Here is a 23592-nt window from a genome sequence, read left to right on the forward strand (position 1 = left end):
GCGCTGATTCTTTAGGGGGAGGCTGTACAACAGCAAAAGTCCATGTCACCTGCGGTGCCACTGGTATTTTTTTGTACCAAGGTTTAGAAGATGTTTAGAGAATTAGCTAGCGCTGATTCTTTTGGGGGAGGCTGTACAACAGCAAAAGTCCATGTCACCTGCGGTGCCACTGGTATATTTTTGTACCAAGGTTAAGAAGATGTTTTGAGAATTAGCTAGCGCTGATTCTTTAGGGGGAGGCCTTACAACAGCAAAAGTCCATGTCACCTGCGGTGCCGTTGGTATTTTTTTAACCAAAGGTTGGAAGTCGTTTGGAGAATTAGCTAGCGCTGATTCTTTAGGGGGAGGCCTCACAACAGCAAAAGTCCGTGTCACCTGCGGTGCCACTGGTATATTTTTTCACTGAGGTTAAGAAGATGTTTTGAGAATTAGCTAGCGCTGATTCCTTAGGGGGATGCCTCACAACAGCAAAAGTCCGTGTCACCTGCGGTGCCACTGGTATTATTTCACACTGAGGTTTAGAAGATGTTTGGAGAATTAGCTGGCGCTGATTCTTTAGGGGGAGGCTGTACAACTGCAAAAGTCCATGTCACCTTCGGTGCCACTGGTACTTTTTTTTGTACCAAGGTTAAGAAGCTATTTGGAGAATTAGCTGGCGCTGATTCTTTAGGGGGAGGCTGTACAACAGCAAAAGTCCATGTCACCTTCGGTGCCACTGGTACTTTTTTACCCCACTTCACTTTGAGCAAGCTCAAGTTTGTGGTATAAAAAAATCCAGCACGTTCGTGCTGGACTCTTGCTGTTGTAGCGAGATCGAGAATTGAACTCGAGACCTCCGGGTTATGAATCCGACGCTCTAACCAACTGAGCTACCTCGCCATTATTGCGGCTGCAAATATATAAACAAAATCATCGACTGCAAACAGATGAATCTAAAAAAATATTTTTCTCAGATAGTTTTGAATTGTACCATAATTGTATATATTGAGCACATAATACAAAGCTTATATGGACGACAAAGAAAAATTTGAAATGGAGTTTGTGATTCACGCTTCGCCATCATTATTATACCAGTATCTCTCTACACCATCAGGGCTTTCCGAGTGGTTTGCAGATAATGTCAATTCCCGCGGCGAACTCTTTACCTTTATCTGGGACGGCTCCGAGGAAAAAGCAAAACTGCTCAGCAAGAAAAGTGGTGAGCGCATTAAGTTTCGTTGGCTGGTTGATGAGGAGGATGGGTATTCCTATTTTTTCGAAATGCGTATCCAAGTGGATGAGATTACAAAGGATGTGTCTTTGATGATTACGGATTTTTCTGAGGAAGATGAAATTGAAGAAGCCAAAATGTTATGGGATAACCAAATCTCTAGCCTAAAGCAAGTTTTAGGTTCGGCTTAACAAAAGACCAACTATTCTAAACTATATTTGTCTCGTTTTTATCTAAATAAAACGAGATTTTTTTTATGATTAATGTCAACGGCGCTTTACTTCCAGAAACCGATGTTACCTTAGCTATAGAAAATAGGGGCTACAAGTATGGCGATGCCCTTTTTGAAACCCTCAAGGTCGTTAATGGTAAGATTTTCTTTTGGGAAGATCATTATTTTAGATTGATGGCGTCCATGCGGATCATGCGTATGGATATTCCTATGAGCTTCACCATGGAATTTCTAGAAGCCGAAATTTTAAAAACCCTAGACGCCAATGACCTCCTAAAGTCCAGTGCCAGGGTACGACTTAATGTAGATAGAGGCGTGGGCGGTAAGTACTTGCCTTCTGCTGACGCTGAGGTCCAGTTCAACATTGTTGTGGAGCCGCACGATAATCCGTTTTATACCATTGCAGAAGAGCAAGACTATGTGGTGGATCTCTATAAGGATTATTATATGGCGCCCGGCTTGCTGTCTGGCTTAAAGTCCAACAACAAAGCGCTTCAAGTGATGGGTAGTATCTACGCCGAGGAAAACGACCTGGCCAATTGCCTCGTACTCAATACCAACAAAAGTGTTATCGAGGCCCTTAACGGCAATCTCTTTTTGGTGAAGGGCGACCGTATTAAAACACCACCGTTGGAGGATGGCTGCCTAAAAGGCGTGATGCGCAAACAAATCCTTGAGGTGCTGTCTAAGGATGTCAACCTGTATGTGGAAGAGGCCTCCATTAGTCCCTTTGAACTCCAAAAAGCCGATGAGCTCTTTATCACCAATGTCATAAAGGGCATTGTGCCCATAACCAAGTATCGTAAAAAGGACTACGGTAACGCCTTTGCCAAAAAGGTGCTGATGAAGTTAAATACGCAATTGCGCTTGACTTAATTGTAGCTTGGATTTTCGGGAGCGTTAGACCATATGCTGTAATCTCCACCGAGTTCCAACATTTTGTCCCGCCAAAACGTACTGCAGGATTTTGCGATGATGTCGTTAGCGTACACATTTTCGGTAACCAACCAGGCATTGGATTGCAATTCATTGTCCAGCTGCTCTTCCGCCCAGCCCGCATAACCCAGAAAGAAGCGGATGTCGGTTTTTGAGATACGCTCGGTATTGATGAGTTCTAAAACCACACTAAAATCACCACCCCAAAATATCCCATTGGATATTTCTATACTGTTGGGAATTAAATCGGGCGACTTATGTATAAAGTAGAGATTATCCTGTTCCACCGGGCCACCGTTATAGACGGTAAAATCGGCATCGGTACCTTCAACGAGGTCCTGGAGTTTGTAATCTAGTGGTTTGTTTAAGATAAAACCAACAGAACCTAGGGCGTTATGATCGGCCAAAAGAATAACCGCGCGATTAAAAGATAAATCACCAATTATGGACGGTTCTGCAATCAAAAGACTGCCTTTTTCCGGTCTGCTCATAGGTATAACCTTGTTTTAAGACGTTTAAATCTATACTATTTTTATTAAATAAACAAGGTAAACGGTTTAAACTTAGCACAAAAAAAACCTGCTCGATAGAGCAGGCTTTATATTTTAAAAGGAAATTGCTTTTAGTTAACAGCATTGCTTAAGTCAGAACCTGCCTTAAACTTAACTACATTTTTTGCTTTAATCTTGATAGTCTTTCCAGTTTGTGGGTTTCTTCCTTCTCTTGCAGCTCTTCTAGATACTGACCAAGAACCAAAACCTACTAAAGAAACTCTGTTTCCTTTTTGTAAAGCGCCTTCAATGTCAATTAACATAGAATCTAATGCTTTTTTTGCAGCTGCCTTAGTAATTCCAGCATTCTCTGCCATACCATTGATTAAATCTGTTTTGTTCATAAAGTTTTAATTTAAATTGTTAAAAATTAGGTTTTATAATAGTATTTGTTAAAACCGTATACAAATTTATTAGTAAAATTAAGCTACGCAAGGAATAGCAAGGGAAATCGGCGTTTTTGTTGATAAGTCAAGCCATTTGTTAATAAAGGAATGTCATTTGTCGGATTTTTTTCTATACCACTGGTTACAAGGGTTTACAATAGTTTGGCCTTTTTTGAAAATGTATACCCATTTAAAAGCGATTTAACATCCATTTTTCGCTTTCCGGGAAGTTGTAGCTCTAGGATTTCAATAAAGCCACCCTCGCAGGCTACTTTTAGGCTGTCTTTGGCGGCAATCAACTGTCCAGGTTCTAGGTGGTGGGTATCGCGCTCTTTGCTAATACCATAGATCTTAACCGTGAGCTGTTCCCGGTCATCGTTGGCCAAATAGCACGAGGCAGCTGGAAATGGATTTAAGCCTCTTATTTTATTGTAGATCGTGTCCAAGGGTGCCGTCCAGTCGATCTTACAATTATCGCGGTTGAGTTTGTAAGCGGTTTTTAAGGGGCCCGTTTGGGCTTGTACTTGGGGTGCTACCGCATTGGCCTCGATCTGTTGCACCGTTTTAATGACCAGTGCACTGCCAAGGGCCATCAGTTTATCGTGAAGTTCACCAACCGTAGTGTCTTCGTCTATCGCAGTTCGCTCGCTTAAGATAATGGCGCCTGTATCGATTTTATCATCAATAAAGAAGGTAGTGACCCCAGTTTCGGTCTCACCATTGATAATGGCCCAGTGGATAGGTGCCGCGCCTCTATACTGTGGGAGCAAGGAGGCATGGAGGTTAAAGGTGCCGTAGTCTGGCATTTGCCAAACCACTTTGGGCAACATCCTAAAGGCCACCACAATTTGTAAATTTGCTTCTAGGGCCTTGAGTTGCTCTATAAAGGTTTCGGATTTCAGATTGGTGGGCTGCAATACGGTTAAGTTGTGCTCCAAAGCAAAGGCTTTAACGGCCGAGGCTTTTAGTTTTTGTCCCCTTCCGGCAGGGCGGTCTGGTGCCGTGATAACACCAACCACGTTATAGTTGTGATCTAACAAGGCCTTTAAGGTAGCCACAGCAAAATCTGGCGTACCCATAAACACGATTCTCAGGTCTCTTTTGGTTGTCATAATAGGGTGTAGGTGTTTTTAGCGGTTAAGGTTATTTTTTTTAGTTCCAAGAGTTCATTAAGGCCGTGGATCAAGGCTTGCTCCGAACAGTGCATGGTATCGAGTAACTGACGCGAAGATAAGGCTTCGGTCTGAAGTGTCTCTAAAATAGCAGCTTTAAGTCCATCAAGGTCCGTGCGGTGTGTTTTAGGCTGTTTGGATTGGCATACCGAACATATACCACAAGCCTCATGACCGGTTTCCCCAAAATAGTCCAACAGATAGAGGCTCTTGCATACGCTATCATTATTGACATAGCTGATGACCGCTTCAATCTGGCGCTGCTTCAGTTGGTTTTGTTGTTCAATTATTTTGGCAATAGGATTAATGGTAATATCGTCTTCCCGCGGTTTTAAAAAGGTGATTTCAGAATCGGTATGGGCCATTTCAAGGCTAATGATACCATCTTTCTCTAAGCGCTGTAACTGTTCGATAACCGTTTTTTCAGGAAGATTACACTTCGTTACCACCAAGTTAAGGTCTACCTTGGTATCATAATCAAAAATACCACCGTAGGTGCGCAATAGTACCTTGACCACGGTGTTGAGTTCCATATGCTTTTCCAGATAGCTGAATAAGGTCGTATTTGAGGTAATGAACTGTATCTTGGTCCTAAAGTTAAAGTGCTGCACCAACGCTATAATACCGTTTCTATCCAATACCAACAGGGCATTGTAGGTGTTACTGGCGCTGAGCTTATAGGTGTTACAGAATTTTCTGAAATCGAGTTGGTGGGAACTGTTTTCGCCTTCACCATAGGAGACCTGGAAATAATTACACAACTTATTGTATACCAATTTTACGTCGCTCACATCAGGTAAGCTATTTAGGAACTGTGACTTAAGATGATCTTCATCGATCTTCTGTTTTAAGATATAGGCATAGGCCGCTTCACCATCTCTTCCGGCTCTACCGGCCTCTTGATAATAACTCTCTAGGCTTTCAGGTAAATTAAAGTGAATCACAGTCTTGACATTGGCCTTGTCGATGCCCATGCCAAAGGCCGTAGTGGCCACCATGATTTGTTGTTGTTCGTTCATCCATTGCACCAAGCGTTGTTGCTTTTCCTTGTTGGTTATGCCTCCGTGATAGAAAGTAGAGCTAAATCCTTGCGCCTTTAGGTAGTTATGGATGTCCGTCGTGGCCCTGCGGTTTCTCACATAGATAATGGAAGGCCCCTCGTGGATTTTTAAAATATGCTGTAATTGAAAGAGCTTATCATCGGTATGAACCACGTGATAGGCAATGTTGGGCCTTTCAAAGGAGGCCTTGAAGATTTTGGGATCTATAAAATCTAGATTCTCAATGATATCAGCGACCACATGAGGTTTGGCCGTGGCGGTCAATGCAATGCAATTGACCTGTGGTTGCAGTTCCCTAAGGGTTTTAATGTGCTTATAGGCCGGTCTAAAATCATTGCCCCATTGGCTGATGCAGTGGGCCTCATCCACAGCAATGAGGTTGACGTTCATACGTTGGATGCGCTCTTGTACTAGGGTCTGCTGAAGCCGTTCGGGCGATAAATAGAGAAACTTATAGTTGCCGTAAATACAATTGTCCAGTAGGGTATCCAAGTCGGCATAAGAGATGCCAGAGGTAAGGGCTATGGCCTTGATGCCTTTTGTTTTAAGACTGTTTACTTGGTCCTTCATCAAGGCAATTAAGGGCGACACCACAATACATATCCCATCTCTTATTAAGGCTGGAATTTGAAAGCATATGGATTTGCCACCGCCTGTGGGCAATAGGGCGAAAGTATCCTCATTGGCCAATACCGCTTCTATAATCTCCTCCTGAAGTGGTCTGAAAGACCTGTGGTTCCAATACCGTTCTAAAACCTCAATGGGGTGCATCATTTTAAATTTAGCGTATCTAACAAGAAGTTAGTTCTTTTTTCAATGGATTCAAAAGGAACATCGATTAAATCGTAGCCAAAACGGGTATAGGTCTTGACGAGCTGGTCGTGTATGGCAGAGGCTTCTTCAAAATTTTCATAGCGCTCACTGTCGCTAACAAAAATATCACGCCATGGAGCCAAAATAAAAACCTTGTCGTATCTATGGGTTTTACAGGCTTCTACAAAGTGATGCGGGTAGGAGTCGCCGGAATATTCCATATAGGCTACAATATCCGGAATGCCGCGGTCTAAAAATACGGCGGGCTGTCCTTCGTTATGGGCCTTGTGGAATTGTTCGGCTCGACCGTCTAGTAATTTTTGACTAAATAGAAGTGGTTCAGATAAAAAAAGTTGATCAATGCCATTTTGTCGCGCTTCTAAGGTAATATCCCGAGCGATCTCGTCATAGCAAGTAAAGCCTAGGTTTTTTAGGTGGTTTATGATGGATGATTTTCCTGTGCCGGGCCCTCCGGTGATCACGACTTTCTTAGAATTCAAACTGGCAGTATTTTTGAAGTAATGTGGGTAACAAATAATAACACTGAAAAATGCGAAGATAGCTGTATCTTTGCAATTGAAAAATTTTAGCATGGACGAAAACCGTAAAACAGAAGAATTCTATATAAAGTTAAAAGGGCAACTGCAGGATACTGCACTTTGGCCTACCGAATATCTTTATAAATTTATCGTCATTACCGAAGAGGCCAAGATAGATGAGCTAAAATCCTTATTTAACCATCAGGGTGCCGTGATAACCACGAGATTATCAAAGAACGGCAAGTACACCAGTGTCTCTGTGAACGTGCGTATGAAAAACCCAGATGCTGTTATCGTAAAATATAAGGAAGTGGCCGCAAAGATAGAAGGTGTAATTTCTCTTTAAAAGTTCGGGGAAGCTCCGTATTTTTTTGTACTTTGCGACAGACCTAAACGCTACGGGTTAACAATAACACACTACACAATTTACCATTTTGATTGACGATTTAGAATACAACACAGAGCGGGAACATTTAATTATACCAGAATATGGCCGTCATCTTCAAAAGATGATTAACTATGCCAAATCTCGCGAAACAAAAGAAGAACGCAATAAATTAGCAAAGGCCATTATTTCCGTTATGGGAAATTTGCAGCCCCATCTTAGGGACGTACCGGATTTTCAGCACAAGTTATGGGATCAGCTTTTTATTATGGCCGATTTTGAATTGGATGCAGATTCACCATATCCAAAACCCTCCAAGGAAGAACTGAGCTCAAGACCTGACCCTTTAAGGTACCCACAAAACCATCCCAAATACCGCTTTTACGGCAACAATATCAAGACCATGATAGATGTGGCCTGTACTTGGGAAGAAGGTGACATGAAAGAAGCTTTGGTCTATACCATTGCTAACCACATGAAAAAATGCTACCTCAATTGGAATAAGGATACCGTTGAGGACGAGGTCATCTTCAAACATTTATATGAATTGTCCAACGGGAAAATCAACCTTAAGAACAGCGAGGAAGACCTTACCGATGCAACAAGCCTTATGCGCACTAAGTCCAAGTACAGCGGACATAAAAGTGGCTCAAAAAAAACTAAAAAGAAATATTCCAGCAATAGAAAACGTTATTAAAACGTATGGGAACATTTAAAATCGAAGGTGGCCACAGGCTTCAAGGTTCTATCAAGCCTCAAGGCGCCAAAAATGAAGCATTGCAGATTCTATGTGCTGTACTGCTCACACCAGAAACCGTTACAATACACAACATTCCTGATATTGTAGATGTCAACAAGCTTATAAACTTACTGTCTAATCTTGGGGTAAAGGTAGACCAATTAGGTCCTAATTCGTATAGCTTTAAGGCCGATAATATCAACCTGAACTATTTAGAATCCGAACAATTTAAGATCGAGGGAGGCAGCTTAAGAGGTTCCATTATGATCGTGGGGCCATTGTTGGCTCGCTTTGGTAGAGGTTATATACCAAAACCTGGAGGCGATAAAATTGGGCGTCGCCGTTTAGATACTCATTTTGAAGGTTTTATTAATCTCGGAGCCAGTTTTAGGTACAATAGAGAGGACCACTTCTACGGTGTAGAGGCCGAAAAATTAAAAGGTACCTATATGCTTCTGGACGAAGCCTCGGTAACCGGAACTGCAAATGTGGTGATGGCAGCTGTTTTGGCCGAAGGTACCACAACCATATATAACGCTGCATGTGAGCCTTACCTGCAACAATTGTGTAAGATGCTTAACCGCATGGGCGCGAAGATTTCAGGAATAGGGTCTAATATGCTCGTCATTGAAGGGGTGGATAGCTTAAAAGGTACCGAGCATACCATGTTGCCGGATATGATTGAAATTGGTAGCTGGATTGGTCTTGCTGCCATGACAAAAAGTGAGCTGACCATTAAAGGTGTGAGTTGGGATGACCTAGGGCAAATACCCAATGTATTTAGAAAATTAGGGATTACCGTTGAACAGCAGGGAGACGATATTCATATTCCCGCACATACGGATGGTTATCAAATCCAAAAGTTTATTGATGGCTCCATACTTACGGTAGCGGATGCACCATGGCCCGGTTTTACACCAGACCTTTTAAGTATTGTCCTGGTGATTGCCACACAGGCCAAAGGGGAGGTATTGATACATCAAAAGATGTTTGAGAGCCGCTTGTTTTTTGTGGATAAGCTAATTGATATGGGCGCCAAGATCATTTTGTGCGATCCGCATAGGGCAACAGTCATAGGGCACAACTTTAAATCACAGTTAAAGGCCACCACCATGACCTCTCCAGATATAAGGGCAGGTATCTCTTTATTAATAGCGGCATTGTCTGCCAAAGGTACATCGACCATACATAATATAGAACAAATTGATCGCGGCTACGAGAATATAGAGCAGCGCTTACGGTCTATTGGTGCTAGGATTCAGCGTTTGGATACCAACTAGTTTTAGTAGAATTTAAAATAGAAGCAACTAAAAAGCCTTGAGACTAATCAAGGCTTTTTTAATTGTTTATTGAAATGGTTATTTCTTTGAAGACATCGCTGTCTTACATTTTGTAACGTCAGGGATTTGTTTTTATTGTGCTGCGCATTAAAAATTTATAATTTATTGATTTAAGGCTGTCTTATAGGTTTCTAGGCAGCGTTCCCTTGCCACTTTATGATCTACCATTTTTTCCGGGTACTGCTCCGTATCAAATTCTGGAACCCATTTTTTTATATAGGCTCTATTTTTATCGAACTTGTCGATTTGTGTCGTTGGATTAAAAATCCTAAAGTAAGGTGCCGCGTCTACGCCAGATCCTGCAACCCATTGCCAGTTGCCCACATTGCTCGCCATCTCGTAATCGTGTAGTTTCTCAGCAAAATAAGATTCACCCCATCGCCAGTCAATTAAGAGGTGTTTGCACAAAAAACTACCCACTAACATACGCACACGGTTGTGCATAAAACCGGTCTCATTCAGTTGCCGCATACCGGCATCAACCAAGGGATAGCCTGTTTTTCCCTCGCACCATTTTTTAAAATCGTCTTCGTCATTTCGCCACTCAATACGGTCGTATTTAGACTTAAAGGACTTGTCCTTGGTCTTTGGGAAATGCCACAGGATTTGCATAAAAAATTCGCGCCATATCAATTCTTGCCAAAAGGTCTCGTTCTCCTCGGCCATGGCTTTTTGCATCATCTTGCGAACGCTCACTGTTCCAAAGCGCAAGTGCGGTCCCAAACGTGAGGTCGCTTCCTGGGCAGGAAAATTCCGGGTGTCTTCGTATTCCTTGATGAGCGTTGGGGACACATCGTAGGGATGGATCTTCTGGGAAGATCTTTCAAAACCAATATCTGACAGGCTTAGGTTAGGCAAGCGCGAATGGGCCACGAGATTATCGAGAGCGTCTTCAGTATTGTAAATAGTAAAGTCTATTGTTTTGAAGGTGTCCTTCCAGGTGCGCATATACGGCGTGTATACCACGTAAGGGTCGCCATCTTTCTTAACGACCTCATCCTTTTCAAAAATAACTTGGTCCTTAAACGTATGGAATGCTATAGCATGTTCGGTTAGAAGTGCCTCAATTTCGCTATCACGTGTTCTGGCATAGGGCTCGTAATCACGGTTGGTATAGACCGCAGCTATATCGTAATCTTTAACAAGGGTTTTAAAGATGTCTATAGGCTTACCATGGAATATCGCTAAGCTACTGCCATACTGGTCTTGAAGGGTTTGCCTCATGGCTTGTAAGGTATCATGGATAAAGCTGACCCGAGCATCGTCTTTGGGCAATTTATCTAAAATTTCAGAATCAAAGATAAAGATGGGCATCACAGGGCGCTCGGCTTTTAAGGCCTTGTAAAGTCCAACATTATCGTCCAATCTTAAATCGCGTCTAAACCAAAATATACTAATAGGGTCATTCATGATGAAACCATTGTTTAATTCGTTAATAAAGTTTGAGTTAATAGTTGCCAAAAATAGCTTCCATCTGTTCTTTTCTAAACTGGAAAATAGCGTCTAGCTTAGGCTTTACTAAAAAAGGGTGCACCCATTGGCCTAGGATTCCAAAAGGGACCTTGTAATCTATAATATCTTCCATTTCCACACCACCATCAATTTTGTGGATAAAATGCTTGTGGTGCCAAAAAGCGTAGGGCCCGTAGAGCTGCACATCCACAAAATACTTACCCTCGTCGTACTGTGTAATCTCGCTCACCCATTTGGTCTTAAAGCCAGGCAAGGGGGTTACGCTATACTGTAATACTTGACCTGCATACATCGGTCTGTCTGCCCCAGAAATTATTGTCATCTGCATTTCTGGCGGTGTTAATTTTGACAGGTTTTTAGGATTGCTCAAGAAATCCCAAGCCGTTGCCATGTCAATGGGTAAGCGTTGGGTTTTATGTAAGGTGTAAAGTTTCACAGATTCTTAGGTTATGTTTAGTTATTAAATACCACATAGCCATTTAATGAGGTCGCTATGCACAACCAAATCAAATAGGGTAGTAGGAGGTATTTGGCGTATTTTAAACGGTCGTTCCTAAAGGTTATAAAATAATAGAAGATGACTAAGGTCAGTAGGGCTATAGCTAAAAGGGCATAGGTCACTTGATGCTGATTAAAGAATATCCAGTTCCAACTGACATTAAGTACCACCTGCAAGGCATATAGCCACCACAAAAACTTAGACGCCCTATTGGCAAACAATTCTGCCAGATACCATGAAAAACAAATCATGATGAATGTCCAAGCTGCTCCAAAGACCCAACCTGGTGGTGTCCATGGGGCTTTATTTAAATTGCTATACCATTCTGAGGTTGGGCCACCGTCCATAAACCAGCCTCCCAAGGCCAATCCGCCAAAGTTAATGACGAGGAACAGTATGGCGTAATATGTCTTTTTCAAGTACTACCCTTTTAAGGCTTCGATGCGCTCCAAAACCTTTTGGGCTTCGGCATATTTTTTATCGCTCTCAGCCCTGTTAGTCGTAGAAAGTTTATGCCAATCAGCCATTAGTTTTTCATATTGCTTTTGCAATTTATCTAATTCTGAGGTCTTTTTAAAAAGTCCGAACATAATTTCTTATTTAAGATGTGAGGTAATACGTGAATTCATCGGTTTGGTGATAGAGTAGAAGTAGTCTACAAATTGACCCTGTTCATCCACCAAATATTTTTGAAAATTCCACTTCACGGAAGAATTTTGCTTGCCGTTGATGGCTTTTGTCGTTAACCATTTGTACAATGGATGCTGCTGTGCCCCTTTAACATCTACCTTTTCCGTGATAAGGAAGGTAACACCGTAATTGACCTCACAGAATTCCTCGATGTCCTCAGAACTGCCTGGTTCCTGCTTTCCAAATTGATTACAGGGTACACCAATGACCACTAGGGTATCCTTATAGGTGTCATGCAGTTGCTGTAGCTCGCGATATTGCGGTGTAAAACCGCATTTTGAGGCCACATTCACAAACAGTATTTTCTTTCCTTTAAATTCCGATAAATCGATAGGCTTACCTTGTAAGCTATTAATTGCAATATCGTAGATAGGCTGCTGGGCATCTTGTGTTACATCCTTGTCTGTTGTTGTAATAGTGCCCACAAAGGCCTTAAGTGGATTCATAGATTATATTTTAAAGCTTACAATACCACAATCCATCTCAAATATTTGACCTGAAAGCGACGCGGCTTTGTCTGATAGTAAAAAGTTGGCCATCTCCGCAACTTCCTCGGGTTGTAAATATTTTTTAAGCGGGTGACGCTCTTTCATGTTTTCTATCATTCTATCATTGCGTAACAATTTAGACGCTAAGTCCGTATCGGTTACGGTGGGTGCAATAGCATTGACACGAACAGTTGGCGCAAGCTCGGCACCTAAGGATTTGGTTAAACCTTCCACAGCCGATTTTGATGCAGCTACGGACGCGTGAAACGGCATGCCTAATTTAGACGCAACGGTACTAAATAACACCACAGATGGGTTAGTGCCATTTTTAAGCGCTGGCAAGTACTTCTGAATCGCCGTAACGGCTCCAAGAACATTAATTTCAAAATCATTCTTAAAATCTTCGGTACTTAGACGGTTTATGGGCTTTAAGTTAATGCTTCCTGGGCAGTAAACCAAACCATCGGCTTCATCAATATCCGGGAGGTCGCCCTGAAGGACATCACAAGTGTAGTGCGTCAAGTTTTCATGGGCTTCATCAGGCTTAGTTCTACTTATGTTTATCACCTTATGTGAAGGAAGTAAGGTTTTGACAATAGCGTTGCCTATACCTTTACTTCCCCCAATAATTATTATCTTTTTCATATAGTGTTTTATGCGGCGGTTAAAGGTCTTCCTTTTAACCGTTTTTCTATTTTCTGTTTAATGACGGTTAGACGTTTCATTAAGTCCATAAGCTTGGCATCCTTTTTCTTTTTGTAAATTTCGTTGACACCAAGAATTAAGTCCTTAGCCTCTCGTGCAGCGACTATTCTATCGCTGGTTGTTTTAAATGAGAGCTTCCTGTTTTCAAATTCAACTGCTTTTTCTATAATATCCATAGCTTAATTGTTTATATAGTTTTGAAGTTCATTGATTTTTTCTGGAGTATTAAAGGCACCGCTGTAATGCGTTGTCACTGTAGCAGAAGTATCATCTTTAATGCCTCGTGAAGATACACAGAGGTGTTTGGCATCTATAATCACGGCAACGTCCTCAGTACCTAAAATGGTTTTAAGTTCATTGGCAATCTGCTCTGTTAAGCGCTCTTGCACTTGTGGCCGTTTGGCATAGTACTGTACTATACGGTTAAGTTTAGATAGTCCAATGACCTTTCCTGAAGAGATATACGCCACATGTGCCTTCCCTATTATTGGAACAAAATGATGTTCGCAATTAGAATAAAAGGTGATATCCTTCTCTACCAACATTTGATTGTATTGGTACTTATTATCAAACAGGGCTACCTTGGGTTTATTCTTAGGGTCTAGGCCTGAGAATATTTCCTCTATATACATTTTGGCTACCCGATCTGGTGTTCCTTTTAAGGAGTCATCCGTTAAATCAAGCCCCAACACGTCCATTATTTCTGAAAATAATATAGAGATGCGTTCTTTTTTCTCCTCATTCGACATCTCAAAAGCATTTGGCTTCATAGGTGTGTCTAGGCCTGTAAATAAATGGTCATCACCGATATCATCAATGGAGAATCCGTTTAATTTGTGACCATTCTTTTTTGTAAGTGTTTCTGTTTTCATAGAATCTTTTTAATGTGCTGTCTTTAAGTACTCCAAACTTAAATCAAAGCACGGTTTATCGTTTTGATATAGAGTTATTTGAAATTGTTCTTTGACGGGAGCATTTAAATCTACCCTCGTCAAAGGTTCTTTTTTTACTGTGTTTTGTAGCTCTGCCTTGAACGCGAGCCCGCCACATTCTAAAACTGCTGGGTTTCATTTCGCGCCGCATCAATTCTATGATGTCTTGCTCTTTCAAACCAAATTGAAAGGTAATCGCATCAAACGGTGTGCGGTCTTCCCAGGCCATTTCAATGATTCGGTCTATGTCTCTTGGCGTTAATGTCATAAGTCAGTCGGCATTGCATAGGTCATATCGTACTTTACTTTCGCATCCAAGAGCTTGTCAAAAAAGCGCTTATTCTCCCTGAACGTGGTATTATCCTTAAAATGGATAAAACGTCCTTGGGCATGAATACTCGATCCATTCACCTTATAGATTACCAATTGGTAAAAAGGTATGATCCAGGTAAAGCTTTTGTGCCCTTTCGTAATCATTATCAATATGCCTTTTGGCCTAAGCTCAATATTGGCATAATTGAGGTCCGAGACCACATTCATCATAGACTGCATATTAGGACTTACCTCATCCACAATCATACGCTTAGAGCCCACACCCTTCATCTTCAACTTCTGTACCAAAGAGAAAGCAGGCCCTACCAAATCTTCAATGATTTGCTTGTGGTCTTTATTAAAATGGGTCGTGTTAAGTATCATACTGATGTAAAGTTACAAATGTTTAACCTTTTGATGTAAAAGTTGAACAAAAATTAACAGAGAATTATGAATGTAAGAATTTACATCTATTTTGACCTTCAATCAGTCTGTTTTAAGCATTCGGCTTCTGTCGCTTAGAGTATGTCGTTTTAATATGCGAAAACTTTCACGGACGACCTCCGGGTCGTTTTTCATATTCCATAAAATATCGCTGGCACGTTTCCAATTGTCCTTTATGTCTACAATTGGTTCGGGATAGTCTTCTCCACGTTTAAAGTTGTAGAAGGCTTGTTCCATCTCTGTCATGATATAGGGCTCATGTACAAATGGCGTATCGAGTTTGGCAAGTTCGGGCACCCATTTTCTTATAAAAACGGCATCTGGGTCGTGCTTTAAACTATTGGCTACCGGATTGTATATTCTTATATTATTGATTCCAGTTTCTCCTGCCTGCATCTGTAATTGCGGAAAATGGATTCCTGGCTCAAAATCCAAGAATTGTTGGGATAAATGGGTCGACGCGTCTTGCCAGGGTTGCCATAGAATATGAGTGAAGAAAGATACTAGCATGGCCCGCATCCTAAAATTGACATAACCCGTTTCAATTAAACAGCGCATACTGGCGTCTACCAAGGGAAATCCAGTTTGTCCTTCACGCCAGGCTTTTTGATAGCGTTCAGAGATTTGTTTTTTTAGTTTATGATAGCCTTTGTTGACACTTTCTTGCTCCATGGTATGCTCCATTTCAAACTTTTGGATGAAATGGGCCTGCCATCGCAATCGTGACATAAACGCAGTGATATGCCTTTTATCCTTGGTTTTTTCCTTAACCTCTTTAGCTTTTTGAAACACTTGACGTATAGACAGGTTACCCCAAGAAATATACGGTGAGAGCCTACTACAGCTGGTACGTGAAGCTTCAGGTTTTGAAATGTTGAACATATAGTCACTGTGACGTTGCTCAAAAAATGAATTAGCATACGCCCAAGCTGTAGTGCTTCCACCTTTTTGAAATTCTGATTCTTCCGGAGTGTCGAGGTCCGTTATCGACAGTACCTTCTCTAAATCTGCAATAGCGTTAAAATCCAGGAATTGGTGGGGTTCAGGATTAAAGGTCTCTAAATCGGCATTCATATAATCATCCCAGCTTTCAAACCAATGATCTCTGTTAACCAATCCACGTTCAACGCCATTATTTTTGTTCTCAACCCATTTAATGAAATTATTGCGGCAATACCTTGTAAATTCCTTATCGCGATTATAGGTTAATAAAATCCCCGTTTCCACATGCGAAAACACCGTATCGATTTTATAAAACTCCTGAATTTGGTTAAAGGCGTTGGTAATGTCGCTGGTTACTGTTAATACCTTAGTGCTAAAGCGTGCTAACTGGGTATTTAGGTCTTTGATGGATTCCTTTATAAAATTGAAATGCCGCGCACTGTAATGCTTGTCATTTAATAGCATATGCTCAAAAACATAAAGCAAGAGCACAGGCTTTTCTGCGGATAGCGCATTGCTTATAGCTTCGTTATCCTCCAAACGTAGGTCGCGTTTCAACCAAACGACATTAATAGGTTCTTTCTTATTCATTATCTAGGGCCTTCAAAAATTGTGCTGCATTTTTAAAATGCGTCTCCTTGGTGTCTTGGTTCATTCGATTAAGGTTGCCCAGGAGCATACCTAATCTGGGATTACTTGAAAAAAAGTCGCTGTGCTTATCCATAAAGGACCAGAATAAGCCATCCCAAGTATCTTGCCAATCCCCTTTGGCATAGTTGCTCATCTTCATGATATAGTTACTACTGCTAATGTAGGGTTTGGTAGACATAAGACCACCGTCAGCATATAGACTCATACCGTAAACATTGGGAACCATTACCCAGTCGTAAGCATCAATAAAAAGTTCCATAAACCATTTGTAGACCTCATCCGGGTCAAATTCGCAGAGCACCATAAAGTTGCCCAATACCATCAAGCGTTCTATATGATGTGCATAGCCGGTCTTTATAACTTTAGTAATGACATCATCAACAGGTTGTATACCCGTCGTGCCTGTATAAAAGGACTTCGGGATTTTTCTGGAAAACTGCCAAAAATTCTTGGTGCGCTCTTCGGTGCCTTTAACCTCATAAACCCCTCTGATAAACTCACGCCAACCTAATATTTGACGAACAAAGCCTTCGGTGGAATTAATAGGAACCTTATGTTCCTCAGCATAGGCAATCGCCTTGTCTATCACATCAGAAGGACTAAGGAGTCCGACATTTATCAATGGAGACAATAAACTGTGATTTAAAAAATGCTCTTCCTTAACGATAGCATCTTCATAGGCGCCAAACTCATGAAAGCGCTGTTCAAGGAAGCCTTGTAACCAGGCTTCAGCAGATGAAAAATCAATGGGATAGAGCACAAAATCGCTTAACTCACCGTAATGGGAATCAAAATGTTCATTTACATAAGTTTCAGCTTCCTTGTGGTATTCGCTTTTATCTGGAAACTGAAGGCTAGGGGGCGTTTTATCCTTTGGATATTTCTTTCGGTTCTCCGTATCGTAAGTCCATTGACCACCCTCAGGCTCGCCAGAAACCATCAGTAGGTTTCTGCGCTTTCGTTCCGACTTATAAAAGGAGGTCTGAAAAAATTTCTTTTTAGAAGGTTTAAAAAAGTCATTTAAATCCGCCTTGGTATTTATAAATAAAGGGTTGTCGTACCACTCTACCTTTACATTTTTTGATGACGCCTTAATCCGCTTTTCCAACCAATTATCAGTGGGATCTGTGATGTGAACGGTTTCAACACCTTCCTTGGTCAAGTGTGCCAACAGGGATCGAATGTCACTTCGGTCATCGGTAGCTTCTACATAAGTTACTTTTTTTTGCCTCGAGTCTAGATATTGAGCATAGGCCTTCATGGAAGCCCGATGGAATGCGATTTTTTGTTTGTGAAATTTATAATGTTTAAAGAACAAAAACTCCTCAACAAGATATATGACCTCTACCGCATCAAGAGCTGCCGAGGTCTTGAACAATTGATGTGGAAATATTATATGTACATGATGCTGGTCCATACTTAAAACAAACTTGGTTGTAACCACAAGGCTCTATACTTTCCATTACTGTCATAACGTTCGGCCTGCAGTTTTACATTAAATTTTCGATCTCTTGGGTCATTGCCTACACCAGCGACATACATCCAGTTGCCGTAATTGCTATGCACGTCATAATCAATCAATAGTGACTCAAAATAAGCAGCGCCAATGCGCCAATCGAGCTCCAGTTCTTTGGCAAAATAGGAGGCCACGTTTTGCCGTCCGCGATTGCTCATCCAACCGGTTTCCTTTAATTCAATCATGTTGGCATTTACAAAATCCGAATGGGTTTCACCATTTATCCAATTATCGATTTGATTTTTATCTTGTGACCACTCGTAATCCTTTCGTAAAATACCTTCTAACTTAAATATCTGATTGCCATGCTTCATGGATACATATTTGAAATAGTCGCGCCATATCAGTTCAAAAATCAGCCAATAAGTGGATTGGTTTTTGTAGTGTTCCTGTTCAAATTCCTTTACCTTCCAGTAGATGGTTCTGGGAGAGAGACTACCGTTAGCAAGCCATGGTGAAAACTTGGAACTGTAGTCCACCCCAACCAGGCCATTTCGTGTTTTTTTATAGTAGCCTAATTTCTTGGTTTGGAAGAAGTAATCGTTCAAACGTTTTAAGCCTTCGGTCTCTCCGCCTTTAAATGGAAAGGCTGAATGTGGAGGCTGTTCAAAATCCTCAAAGCCTAAATCCTGTAACAACGGCATACTTGTAACCGGATCAATACGGTTAGATTCTGGTCGTTTTGAGCATATAACTTCCTTTCGAATAGGGACGTACTTCTCAAGTTTCTTTCGGAATACCGTAAAGACCTGTGGTGTTTTTGATATGTCGAAATTGATATCGTCCGGGTGATAAAGTAACTGATTGTATAGTGCATGCCAGTTGACCTTGGAATTTAAAGTCGACTTCACCTGGTTTTCCATATCTACTTCCTCTTGGGTCCATTCCTTCTGCAAGAAAAGGTCTGTCACTTGGTACTGTTGGCAAATTTTAGGAACCGTAGTCTCTGGTCTATCGAGGTATATGAAGAGGTCAATATTTAGTTCCAGAAGTTGTGCTTTTAAGTTCCTTAAGGTTTCGAGTAAAAACTTAGCGCGGTATCTTTCGGTTTTTTTAAATCCGTAGGCCGTCGGTTCAAAATGTCTTGGATCTATACAATAAAGTCCAATTACCCTGGCGCTGGAGTCGCAAGCCTTATGAAGTACGGCATTGTCTCGCAGGCGCAAGTCGTTTCTAAACCATACTAAATTTATGTTGTTTTCTGTCTTCTGCATCGTTCACTACAATAGATTACGTTGTCCCAATCTTTTGACCATTTTTTGCGCCATGTGAAGGGCCGCCCACAAACGGGACATATCTTTGTGGGTAAGTTCCCTTTTTTAACACCTCTCATTGGGGCTCTATCAAGGCATTGATCATTCCTTTAAATACAAAGGCATGAAAAGGCAGTACCATATACCAATACAGTCGCCCCCAAACACCTTTAGGCCTAAATACAGCCCGTTGGTAGAGCCTGTTTTTCACAATCTTAAACTCGAGCCAAGCTTCACCGGGAAGTTTCATTTCCGCAAAGAGCAATAGGCGCTTTTCCTCCTTATCAGCAAATAAGACCCGCCAAAAATCTAAGGGGTCGCCCGCCTCTAAATAGGAGTCGTGCGTTCTGCCACGTCTTAGACCCACACCTCCAAACAATTTGTCGATATAGCCCCTTATTTTCCATAGCTTATTAAAGCTATACCAACCGTTTCTTCCCCCAATACTCCATATGCGGTTTAAGGTGTAGGCTTCGTCTTTGATTTCGCGGAAGCGAACATCCTTAAAACAGCCGTACTGTGGTAATTCTATGTGCTTTGAGAGCTGGTCCTTAAATACACCGCTACTCACAGCGTCCTTCCAACTGGAAACCACCGATTTTTGTTGAATACGTTGGAAAGCGAGTTCTACTGCCGCCTTGTAAGACATTGGGTTTACGTCTATATAGTCATTGATATCGCTAGGTTTACCGATAACCTCTACCTTCATGCTGTCCACCAAAGCTTGAGCCAATTGAAACGAGGTAGACGTCACAAAGTATAGCCAATACGATGATAGTTTCGGGGTTAAAACGGGTAAGGTGTATATTCGTCGCTTTAGCCCACGAACTTCGGCAAATTGAAGCAGTAATTCTTTATAGGTTAATATCTCAGGACCATAAATATCATACGCCTTATGGTAAAGTTCTTTTTTGCCGAGAGCCCCAGATAAATAACTCAGTACATCTCTAATACCAATAGGTTGTGTTTTGGTATTCAACCATTTTGGTGTTACCATAACCGGCAGCTTTTCTACAATGTCCCGGATAATCTCAAATGATGCGCTGCCACTGCCCACAATAATCCCAGCTCTAAAGGTGGTTAAGGCATAGCTATCGGACTTTAAGGTTTCCTCTACCTGTAATCTCGACTTGAGGTGCTTGGATAATGAATCATCGTTAACAATACCACTCAGGTAAATGACCTGTTCGCATCGAGTAGGTTCAATAAGTGTTTTAAAGTTTTGGGCACACTCCTTTTCCAAACGTTCAAAATCATCTGAATCTGTGGACATGGAATGGATTAAATAGTAGGCCGCTTCAATATCCTCAGGAATTACAGCCTGTTCGGGCTTTAAAAAATCAACCTTAATGAATGTGCAGGAGGGATGATCTTCTATTTCATCAGGAATACGCTCCATATCTCGGACGCAGCATACGAGCTCATGCTCCTCTTCGAGTAGCTGAAGGGCTAGTCGCTTGGCTATATAGCCAGTAGTTCCTGTGATTAAGATTTTCATTAGCCATTATCCTTTATAAATTGAGGCTTTGGCCGTTGGTATTCTAGTCTTGCTTTTAACTCCGGAACGGCATAGCCATCAAGTCCGTTAATTGTAGCGACTTGCCCTTTGGACAGATTGATAAAGCCATCTTTCTCCAATAAACTATCTGGAACAAATAGTTTTTCTATTCTGCCAATGAGCAAAATAGTATTATTCGCTTTTATGGGATATTCTTCCACGTAGGACATAGCCATTTGTACAGGACAATCCTTAACAAAGGGTGCACTACAACCCTCTTTGTATTCCTCCTCAAGTTGTGTGACATTAAACTCTGAAATGCCCTTATCGTATTTAGCTGAGGTGTGGTGCGCGTCTTCCAGTATATTATTATGGATATGATTTATGGTGTATTGTCCCGTAGCCTTTATATTGTCATAGGTATTTCTAATTACCGTCGTTGGTCTTAAAAAGAAGCCAAGGAGACCTGGATTTGAGCCCAAATGCGTGATAGAACTAAAAACAGCAACATTACTTATACCGTCAGAACACTTAGTCCCAATAAGGTTTGCCGATTTGTAGCCACTACAACTGTTTATTAAGTTGATGCGGTACAAGTGATGCATCTGGTCAATATCCTTACGACTAAATTCTGCCATTTATAGGTTTATAAAATTGTTGATTTTAACATTCTCAGCTTTCAAATCGAACATGAGATTGTAAAGCCCAAAGAAGGTTCTATTGATATATATAAAATGCTTTGATCCTCTATTACCGTTCATATTGCGAAGCTCTGTACTTTTAGAGTAGCGTTGACCCATTTCTGACACTTGATTGAAAAATGCTGGATCTGAAAAATCAAAGGTATCATGGTGAAAGGGCTGGGTAAACAAACTCAACAAATCGTGGAACATAGTGCTGAAAAAAGCTATTTCCTCTTTAGAATCGTCTGGTCTTAAAATCTCCAACTCGTATAATTTTTTGGTAAAAAATTCTGGATTTTCAAGACTTTCCTTCTTAGCCAATTCGAAATAGGGGACGTAGAACTCTTCAGGAATGGCTTTCATACAGCCGAAATCCAAAGCGATTAACTCACCATCTTCCGATATTAAAAAATTTCCAGGATGTGGATCGGCATGAACCTTTTTTAATTTATGTATTTGGAACATGTAGAAATCCCAAAGCGCTTGCCCCAAAGTATTAGACCTATCCTGATCGGTATTATGCGCTACAAATTCTGAAAGATGTTCCCCTTTCATGTAGTCCATGGTAATAATACGTTCCGAGGATAATTCCTCGTAATACTGAGGAAATTTTAAATTTGGGATGTGTTTGCAAGCCTCTACAACCGCTTTACTTTGTTCTACTTCAAGGATGTAATTTGTTTCTTCGGTCAATTTGTTTTCAACTTCCTTGAAATATTTATCGGAATCCTTTCCTTTAATATTAAACATCTTAATGGCAATGGGCTTTACCAAGGCCAAATCTGATGCAATACTTTCTGCAACCCCAGGGTATTGAATTTTCACAGCAAATTTTTTCCCATCTTTACTTGCAAGGTGGACCTGACCAATACTGGCAGCGTTTACTGAGGTTGCATTGAAAGTATCAAAAAGGTCTTCGGGATTTTTCCCAAAATATTTTTTAAATGTTTTTATGACTAGTGGTGGTGATAACGGTGGCACCGAGAATTGAGAGAGTGAAAATTTCTCTACATAAGCCTGCGGCAGAATACTTTTCTCCATACTAAGCATTTGAGCAACCTTGAGTGCACTACCTTTTAATTGCTTTAAGCTGTCGTAAATATCCTCAGCATTGTTTTGATTAAGGCGTTCCTTGGCATCATCCTTGGAATTAACCATTTTATCACCGTAATACTTAAGGTAGTTTACACCAACCTTGGCACCAGTGGATACGAGCTTGCTCGCTCGTGATATTTTAGTAATAGGTATACTGTCTATGCTTTTCATCTAAGTCATTTGCACTTTTTCCTTGAACAAAAATTTGCCAAAGTCCACTATGCTTTTTAGCGGTGTTACGTCAATTAAATCAAAACTAGCCTGAACTGATTTTTCTATAAATATATCTGTCTTTTCAAAAGAAGGGGAGGTGTCGTCTAGCCAAAATTTCATGGTAACTAATAATTGAAACCATGCGGATTCCTTTAGACTTCTGTTTTGAATTTTTGTAAGTTGCTCTTGGTTTAGGTCAATGGTTTTGATACCCAATTGTTCTATATAGTTGGTAAAACTCTTCTTAAGATGCGAGAGTAGTTTTAATGATTTCATCGAATTCTTGTGACTGTCTAAGGCATGTACCACATAACTTCTGTTCGCCGTAAGATTTTCAAAAAACGTATAGTAAAAGCTGAGTAATTTATTGCGTGCATCGAACGACTGATATTCTTCACTCTTATCTAGCGCCGTATGTGTGTTGTCAAAAAAGACCTTAAAAATAGATTGTTCTAATACGTCGAAAGAACCAAAAAACTCATAGAATTTCGATTCGTCAAAATTGTTGTCCTTTGCAAAAGCATATACGGATTTTGGTTTATGATCGTGCATTAGCACGTAATCCATGTAGAATCCTATAAGGTCTGATTGTGAGATTGATTTTTTCTTTGCCATTGGATTGATTTTATACTGTAAAGATAATAATGTTTAATCATTTTGATATAAGGTTAAACAAAATTTAACAAGACTATATGAGATGTCGCTAAGTTGGGCTTCAGATTCCTGTTAATTAAGTGAAACCAAGCTGAACATTTAATTGTCTTCGTGCATTTTAGAGGACGCTGTTCTAAGTTGGACCTTTATCATTTTAAGGATTTATTAACAGATTTCGGT

29 protein-coding genes and 1 tRNA gene are annotated in these 23592 nt (G+C 40.8%); 6 read left to right on the forward strand and 24 right to left on the reverse strand.

The window, feature by feature from the left end:
• Positions 1-525 precede the first annotated feature (525 nt).
• Positions 526-768, forward strand: coding sequence for a hypothetical protein (locus CA834_RS03685; protein WP_094967328.1), 243 nt, complete (start codon positions 526-528; stop codon positions 766-768).
• Between the two features lie 37 nt (positions 769-805).
• On the opposite strand, the gene CA834_RS03690 is transcribed toward CA834_RS03685, so the two are convergent.
• Positions 806-879, reverse strand: a tRNA-Met gene (locus tag CA834_RS03690).
• A 129-nt stretch (positions 880-1008) separates the two neighbouring features.
• On the opposite strand from CA834_RS03690, the gene CA834_RS03695 reads away from it, so the two are divergent.
• Positions 1009-1401 (forward strand): START-like domain-containing protein, encoded by a 393-nt coding sequence (locus CA834_RS03695; protein ID WP_094967329.1) that lies wholly within the window; start codon positions 1009-1011, stop codon positions 1399-1401.
• A gap of 65 nt (positions 1402-1466) precedes the next feature.
• Positions 1467-2318, forward strand: coding sequence for an aminotransferase class IV (locus CA834_RS03700; protein ID WP_094967330.1), 852 nt, complete (start codon positions 1467-1469; stop codon positions 2316-2318).
• Here CA834_RS03700 and CA834_RS03705 read toward each other — a convergent pair.
• From CA834_RS03705 to CA834_RS03725, 5 genes are all read right to left on the reverse strand, one after another.
• Positions 2315-2869, reverse strand: a complete 555-nt coding sequence (locus CA834_RS03705) for a YqgE/AlgH family protein (protein WP_094967331.1) — start codon at positions 2867-2869, stop codon at positions 2315-2317. The genes CA834_RS03700 and CA834_RS03705 overlap by 4 nt on opposite strands.
• Positions 2870-3000: 131 nt before the next feature.
• Positions 3001-3273: an HU family DNA-binding protein gene (locus CA834_RS03710; RefSeq protein ID WP_094967332.1), complete on the reverse strand. Its 273-nt coding sequence runs from the start codon at positions 3271-3273 to the stop codon at positions 3001-3003.
• 194 nt (positions 3274-3467) lie between these two features.
• Positions 3468-4427, reverse strand: coding sequence for a methionyl-tRNA formyltransferase (gene fmt, locus CA834_RS03715; RefSeq protein WP_094967333.1), 960 nt, complete (start codon positions 4425-4427; stop codon positions 3468-3470).
• A complete protein-coding gene (locus CA834_RS03720) occupies positions 4424-6322 on the reverse strand; it encodes a RecQ family ATP-dependent DNA helicase (protein WP_165764750.1) in 1899 nt (632 codons plus the stop codon). The genes fmt and CA834_RS03720 overlap by 4 nt, the downstream gene beginning before the upstream one ends.
• Positions 6319-6861: an AAA family ATPase gene (locus tag CA834_RS03725; RefSeq protein ID WP_094967725.1), complete on the reverse strand. Its 543-nt coding sequence runs from the start codon at positions 6859-6861 to the stop codon at positions 6319-6321. The genes CA834_RS03720 and CA834_RS03725 overlap by 4 nt, the downstream gene beginning before the upstream one ends.
• Positions 6862-6952: 91 nt before the next feature.
• Between CA834_RS03725 and CA834_RS03730 the strand changes: the two genes are divergently transcribed.
• From CA834_RS03730 to murA, 3 genes are all read left to right on the forward strand, one after another.
• A complete protein-coding gene (locus CA834_RS03730; RefSeq protein WP_094967335.1) occupies positions 6953-7246 on the forward strand; it encodes a DUF493 family protein in 294 nt (97 codons plus the stop codon).
• Between the two features lie 88 nt (positions 7247-7334).
• Positions 7335-7982, forward strand: a complete 648-nt coding sequence (locus CA834_RS03735; protein WP_094967336.1) for a DUF4290 domain-containing protein — start codon at positions 7335-7337, stop codon at positions 7980-7982.
• 5 nt (positions 7983-7987) lie between these two features.
• Positions 7988-9304 carry a UDP-N-acetylglucosamine 1-carboxyvinyltransferase gene (gene murA / locus CA834_RS03740; protein WP_094967337.1) on the forward strand — a complete coding sequence of 439 codons (1317 nt, stop codon included), beginning with the start codon at positions 7988-7990 and terminating at the stop codon, positions 9302-9304.
• Between the two features lie 162 nt (positions 9305-9466).
• On the opposite strand, the gene CA834_RS03745 is transcribed toward murA, so the two are convergent.
• The 18 genes from CA834_RS03745 to CA834_RS03825 all read right to left on the reverse strand — a co-directional run bounded on the left by CA834_RS03745 (position 9467) and on the right by CA834_RS03825 (position 23373).
• A complete protein-coding gene (locus CA834_RS03745; protein WP_094967726.1) occupies positions 9467-10774 on the reverse strand; it encodes a cryptochrome/photolyase family protein in 1308 nt (435 codons plus the stop codon).
• A 37-nt stretch (positions 10775-10811) separates the two neighbouring features.
• Positions 10812-11273, reverse strand: a complete 462-nt coding sequence (locus tag CA834_RS03750; RefSeq protein ID WP_094967338.1) for an SRPBCC family protein — start codon at positions 11271-11273, stop codon at positions 10812-10814.
• A 17-nt stretch (positions 11274-11290) separates the two neighbouring features.
• Entirely contained in the window at positions 11291-11755 is a 465-nt protein-coding gene (locus CA834_RS03755; protein ID WP_094967339.1) for a TspO/MBR family protein, read from the reverse strand.
• A gap of 3 nt (positions 11756-11758) precedes the next feature.
• Positions 11759-11926 (reverse strand): Lacal_2735 family protein, encoded by a 168-nt coding sequence (locus tag CA834_RS14560; RefSeq protein ID WP_110476924.1) that lies wholly within the window; start codon positions 11924-11926, stop codon positions 11759-11761.
• A 6-nt stretch (positions 11927-11932) separates the two neighbouring features.
• Complete coding sequence (locus tag CA834_RS03760) at positions 11933-12472, reverse strand: glutathione peroxidase (protein WP_094967340.1); 540 nt, start codon at positions 12470-12472, stop codon at positions 11933-11935.
• Between the two features lie 3 nt (positions 12473-12475).
• A complete protein-coding gene (locus CA834_RS03765) occupies positions 12476-13159 on the reverse strand; it encodes an SDR family NAD(P)-dependent oxidoreductase (RefSeq protein WP_094967341.1) in 684 nt (227 codons plus the stop codon).
• Between the two features lie 8 nt (positions 13160-13167).
• Positions 13168-13395 carry a hypothetical protein gene (locus tag CA834_RS03770; RefSeq protein ID WP_094967342.1) on the reverse strand — a complete coding sequence of 76 codons (228 nt, stop codon included), beginning with the start codon at positions 13393-13395 and terminating at the stop codon, positions 13168-13170.
• A 3-nt stretch (positions 13396-13398) separates the two neighbouring features.
• Positions 13399-14091 (reverse strand): GTP cyclohydrolase I FolE, encoded by a 693-nt coding sequence (folE, locus tag CA834_RS03775; protein ID WP_094967343.1) that lies wholly within the window; start codon positions 14089-14091, stop codon positions 13399-13401.
• A 55-nt stretch (positions 14092-14146) separates the two neighbouring features.
• Entirely contained in the window at positions 14147-14419 is a 273-nt protein-coding gene (locus tag CA834_RS03780; protein WP_094967344.1) for a TIGR03643 family protein, read from the reverse strand.
• Entirely contained in the window at positions 14416-14847 is a 432-nt protein-coding gene (locus tag CA834_RS03785) for a hypothetical protein (protein ID WP_094967345.1), read from the reverse strand. Before CA834_RS03785 ends, CA834_RS03780 begins: the two co-directional genes overlap by 4 nt.
• Before the next feature lie 102 nt (positions 14848-14949).
• Positions 14950-16440: a cryptochrome/deoxyribodipyrimidine photo-lyase family protein gene (locus CA834_RS03790; RefSeq protein ID WP_206186840.1), complete on the reverse strand. Its 1491-nt coding sequence runs from the start codon at positions 16438-16440 to the stop codon at positions 14950-14952.
• A complete protein-coding gene (locus CA834_RS03795; RefSeq protein ID WP_094967347.1) occupies positions 16433-17917 on the reverse strand; it encodes a cryptochrome/photolyase family protein in 1485 nt (494 codons plus the stop codon). The genes CA834_RS03790 and CA834_RS03795 overlap by 8 nt, the downstream gene beginning before the upstream one ends.
• A 2-nt stretch (positions 17918-17919) precedes the next feature.
• Positions 17920-19230, reverse strand: coding sequence for a DASH family cryptochrome (locus CA834_RS03800; RefSeq protein ID WP_094967348.1), 1311 nt, complete (start codon positions 19228-19230; stop codon positions 17920-17922).
• Positions 19206-19349: a DUF2256 domain-containing protein gene (locus CA834_RS03805; protein ID WP_094967349.1), complete on the reverse strand. Its 144-nt coding sequence runs from the start codon at positions 19347-19349 to the stop codon at positions 19206-19208. Before CA834_RS03805 ends, CA834_RS03800 begins: the two co-directional genes overlap by 25 nt.
• A complete protein-coding gene (locus tag CA834_RS03810) occupies positions 19346-20767 on the reverse strand; it encodes an SDR family oxidoreductase (protein ID WP_094967350.1) in 1422 nt (473 codons plus the stop codon). Before CA834_RS03810 ends, CA834_RS03805 begins: the two co-directional genes overlap by 4 nt.
• Positions 20767-21405 (reverse strand): flavin reductase family protein, encoded by a 639-nt coding sequence (locus CA834_RS03815; protein WP_094967351.1) that lies wholly within the window; start codon positions 21403-21405, stop codon positions 20767-20769. The genes CA834_RS03810 and CA834_RS03815 overlap by 1 nt, the downstream gene beginning before the upstream one ends.
• Complete coding sequence (locus CA834_RS03820; protein ID WP_094967352.1) at positions 21406-22716, reverse strand: ABC1 kinase family protein; 1311 nt, start codon at positions 22714-22716, stop codon at positions 21406-21408. It abuts the gene before it with no gap.
• A complete protein-coding gene (locus CA834_RS03825; RefSeq protein ID WP_094967353.1) occupies positions 22717-23373 on the reverse strand; it encodes a TetR family transcriptional regulator C-terminal domain-containing protein in 657 nt (218 codons plus the stop codon). It lies immediately after the preceding gene.
• Positions 23374-23592: the final 219 nt, after the last annotated feature.

The organism is Winogradskyella aurantia, assembly GCF_002266855.1.
Classification (GTDB): Bacteria; Bacteroidota; Bacteroidia; order Flavobacteriales; family Flavobacteriaceae; genus Winogradskyella; species Winogradskyella aurantia.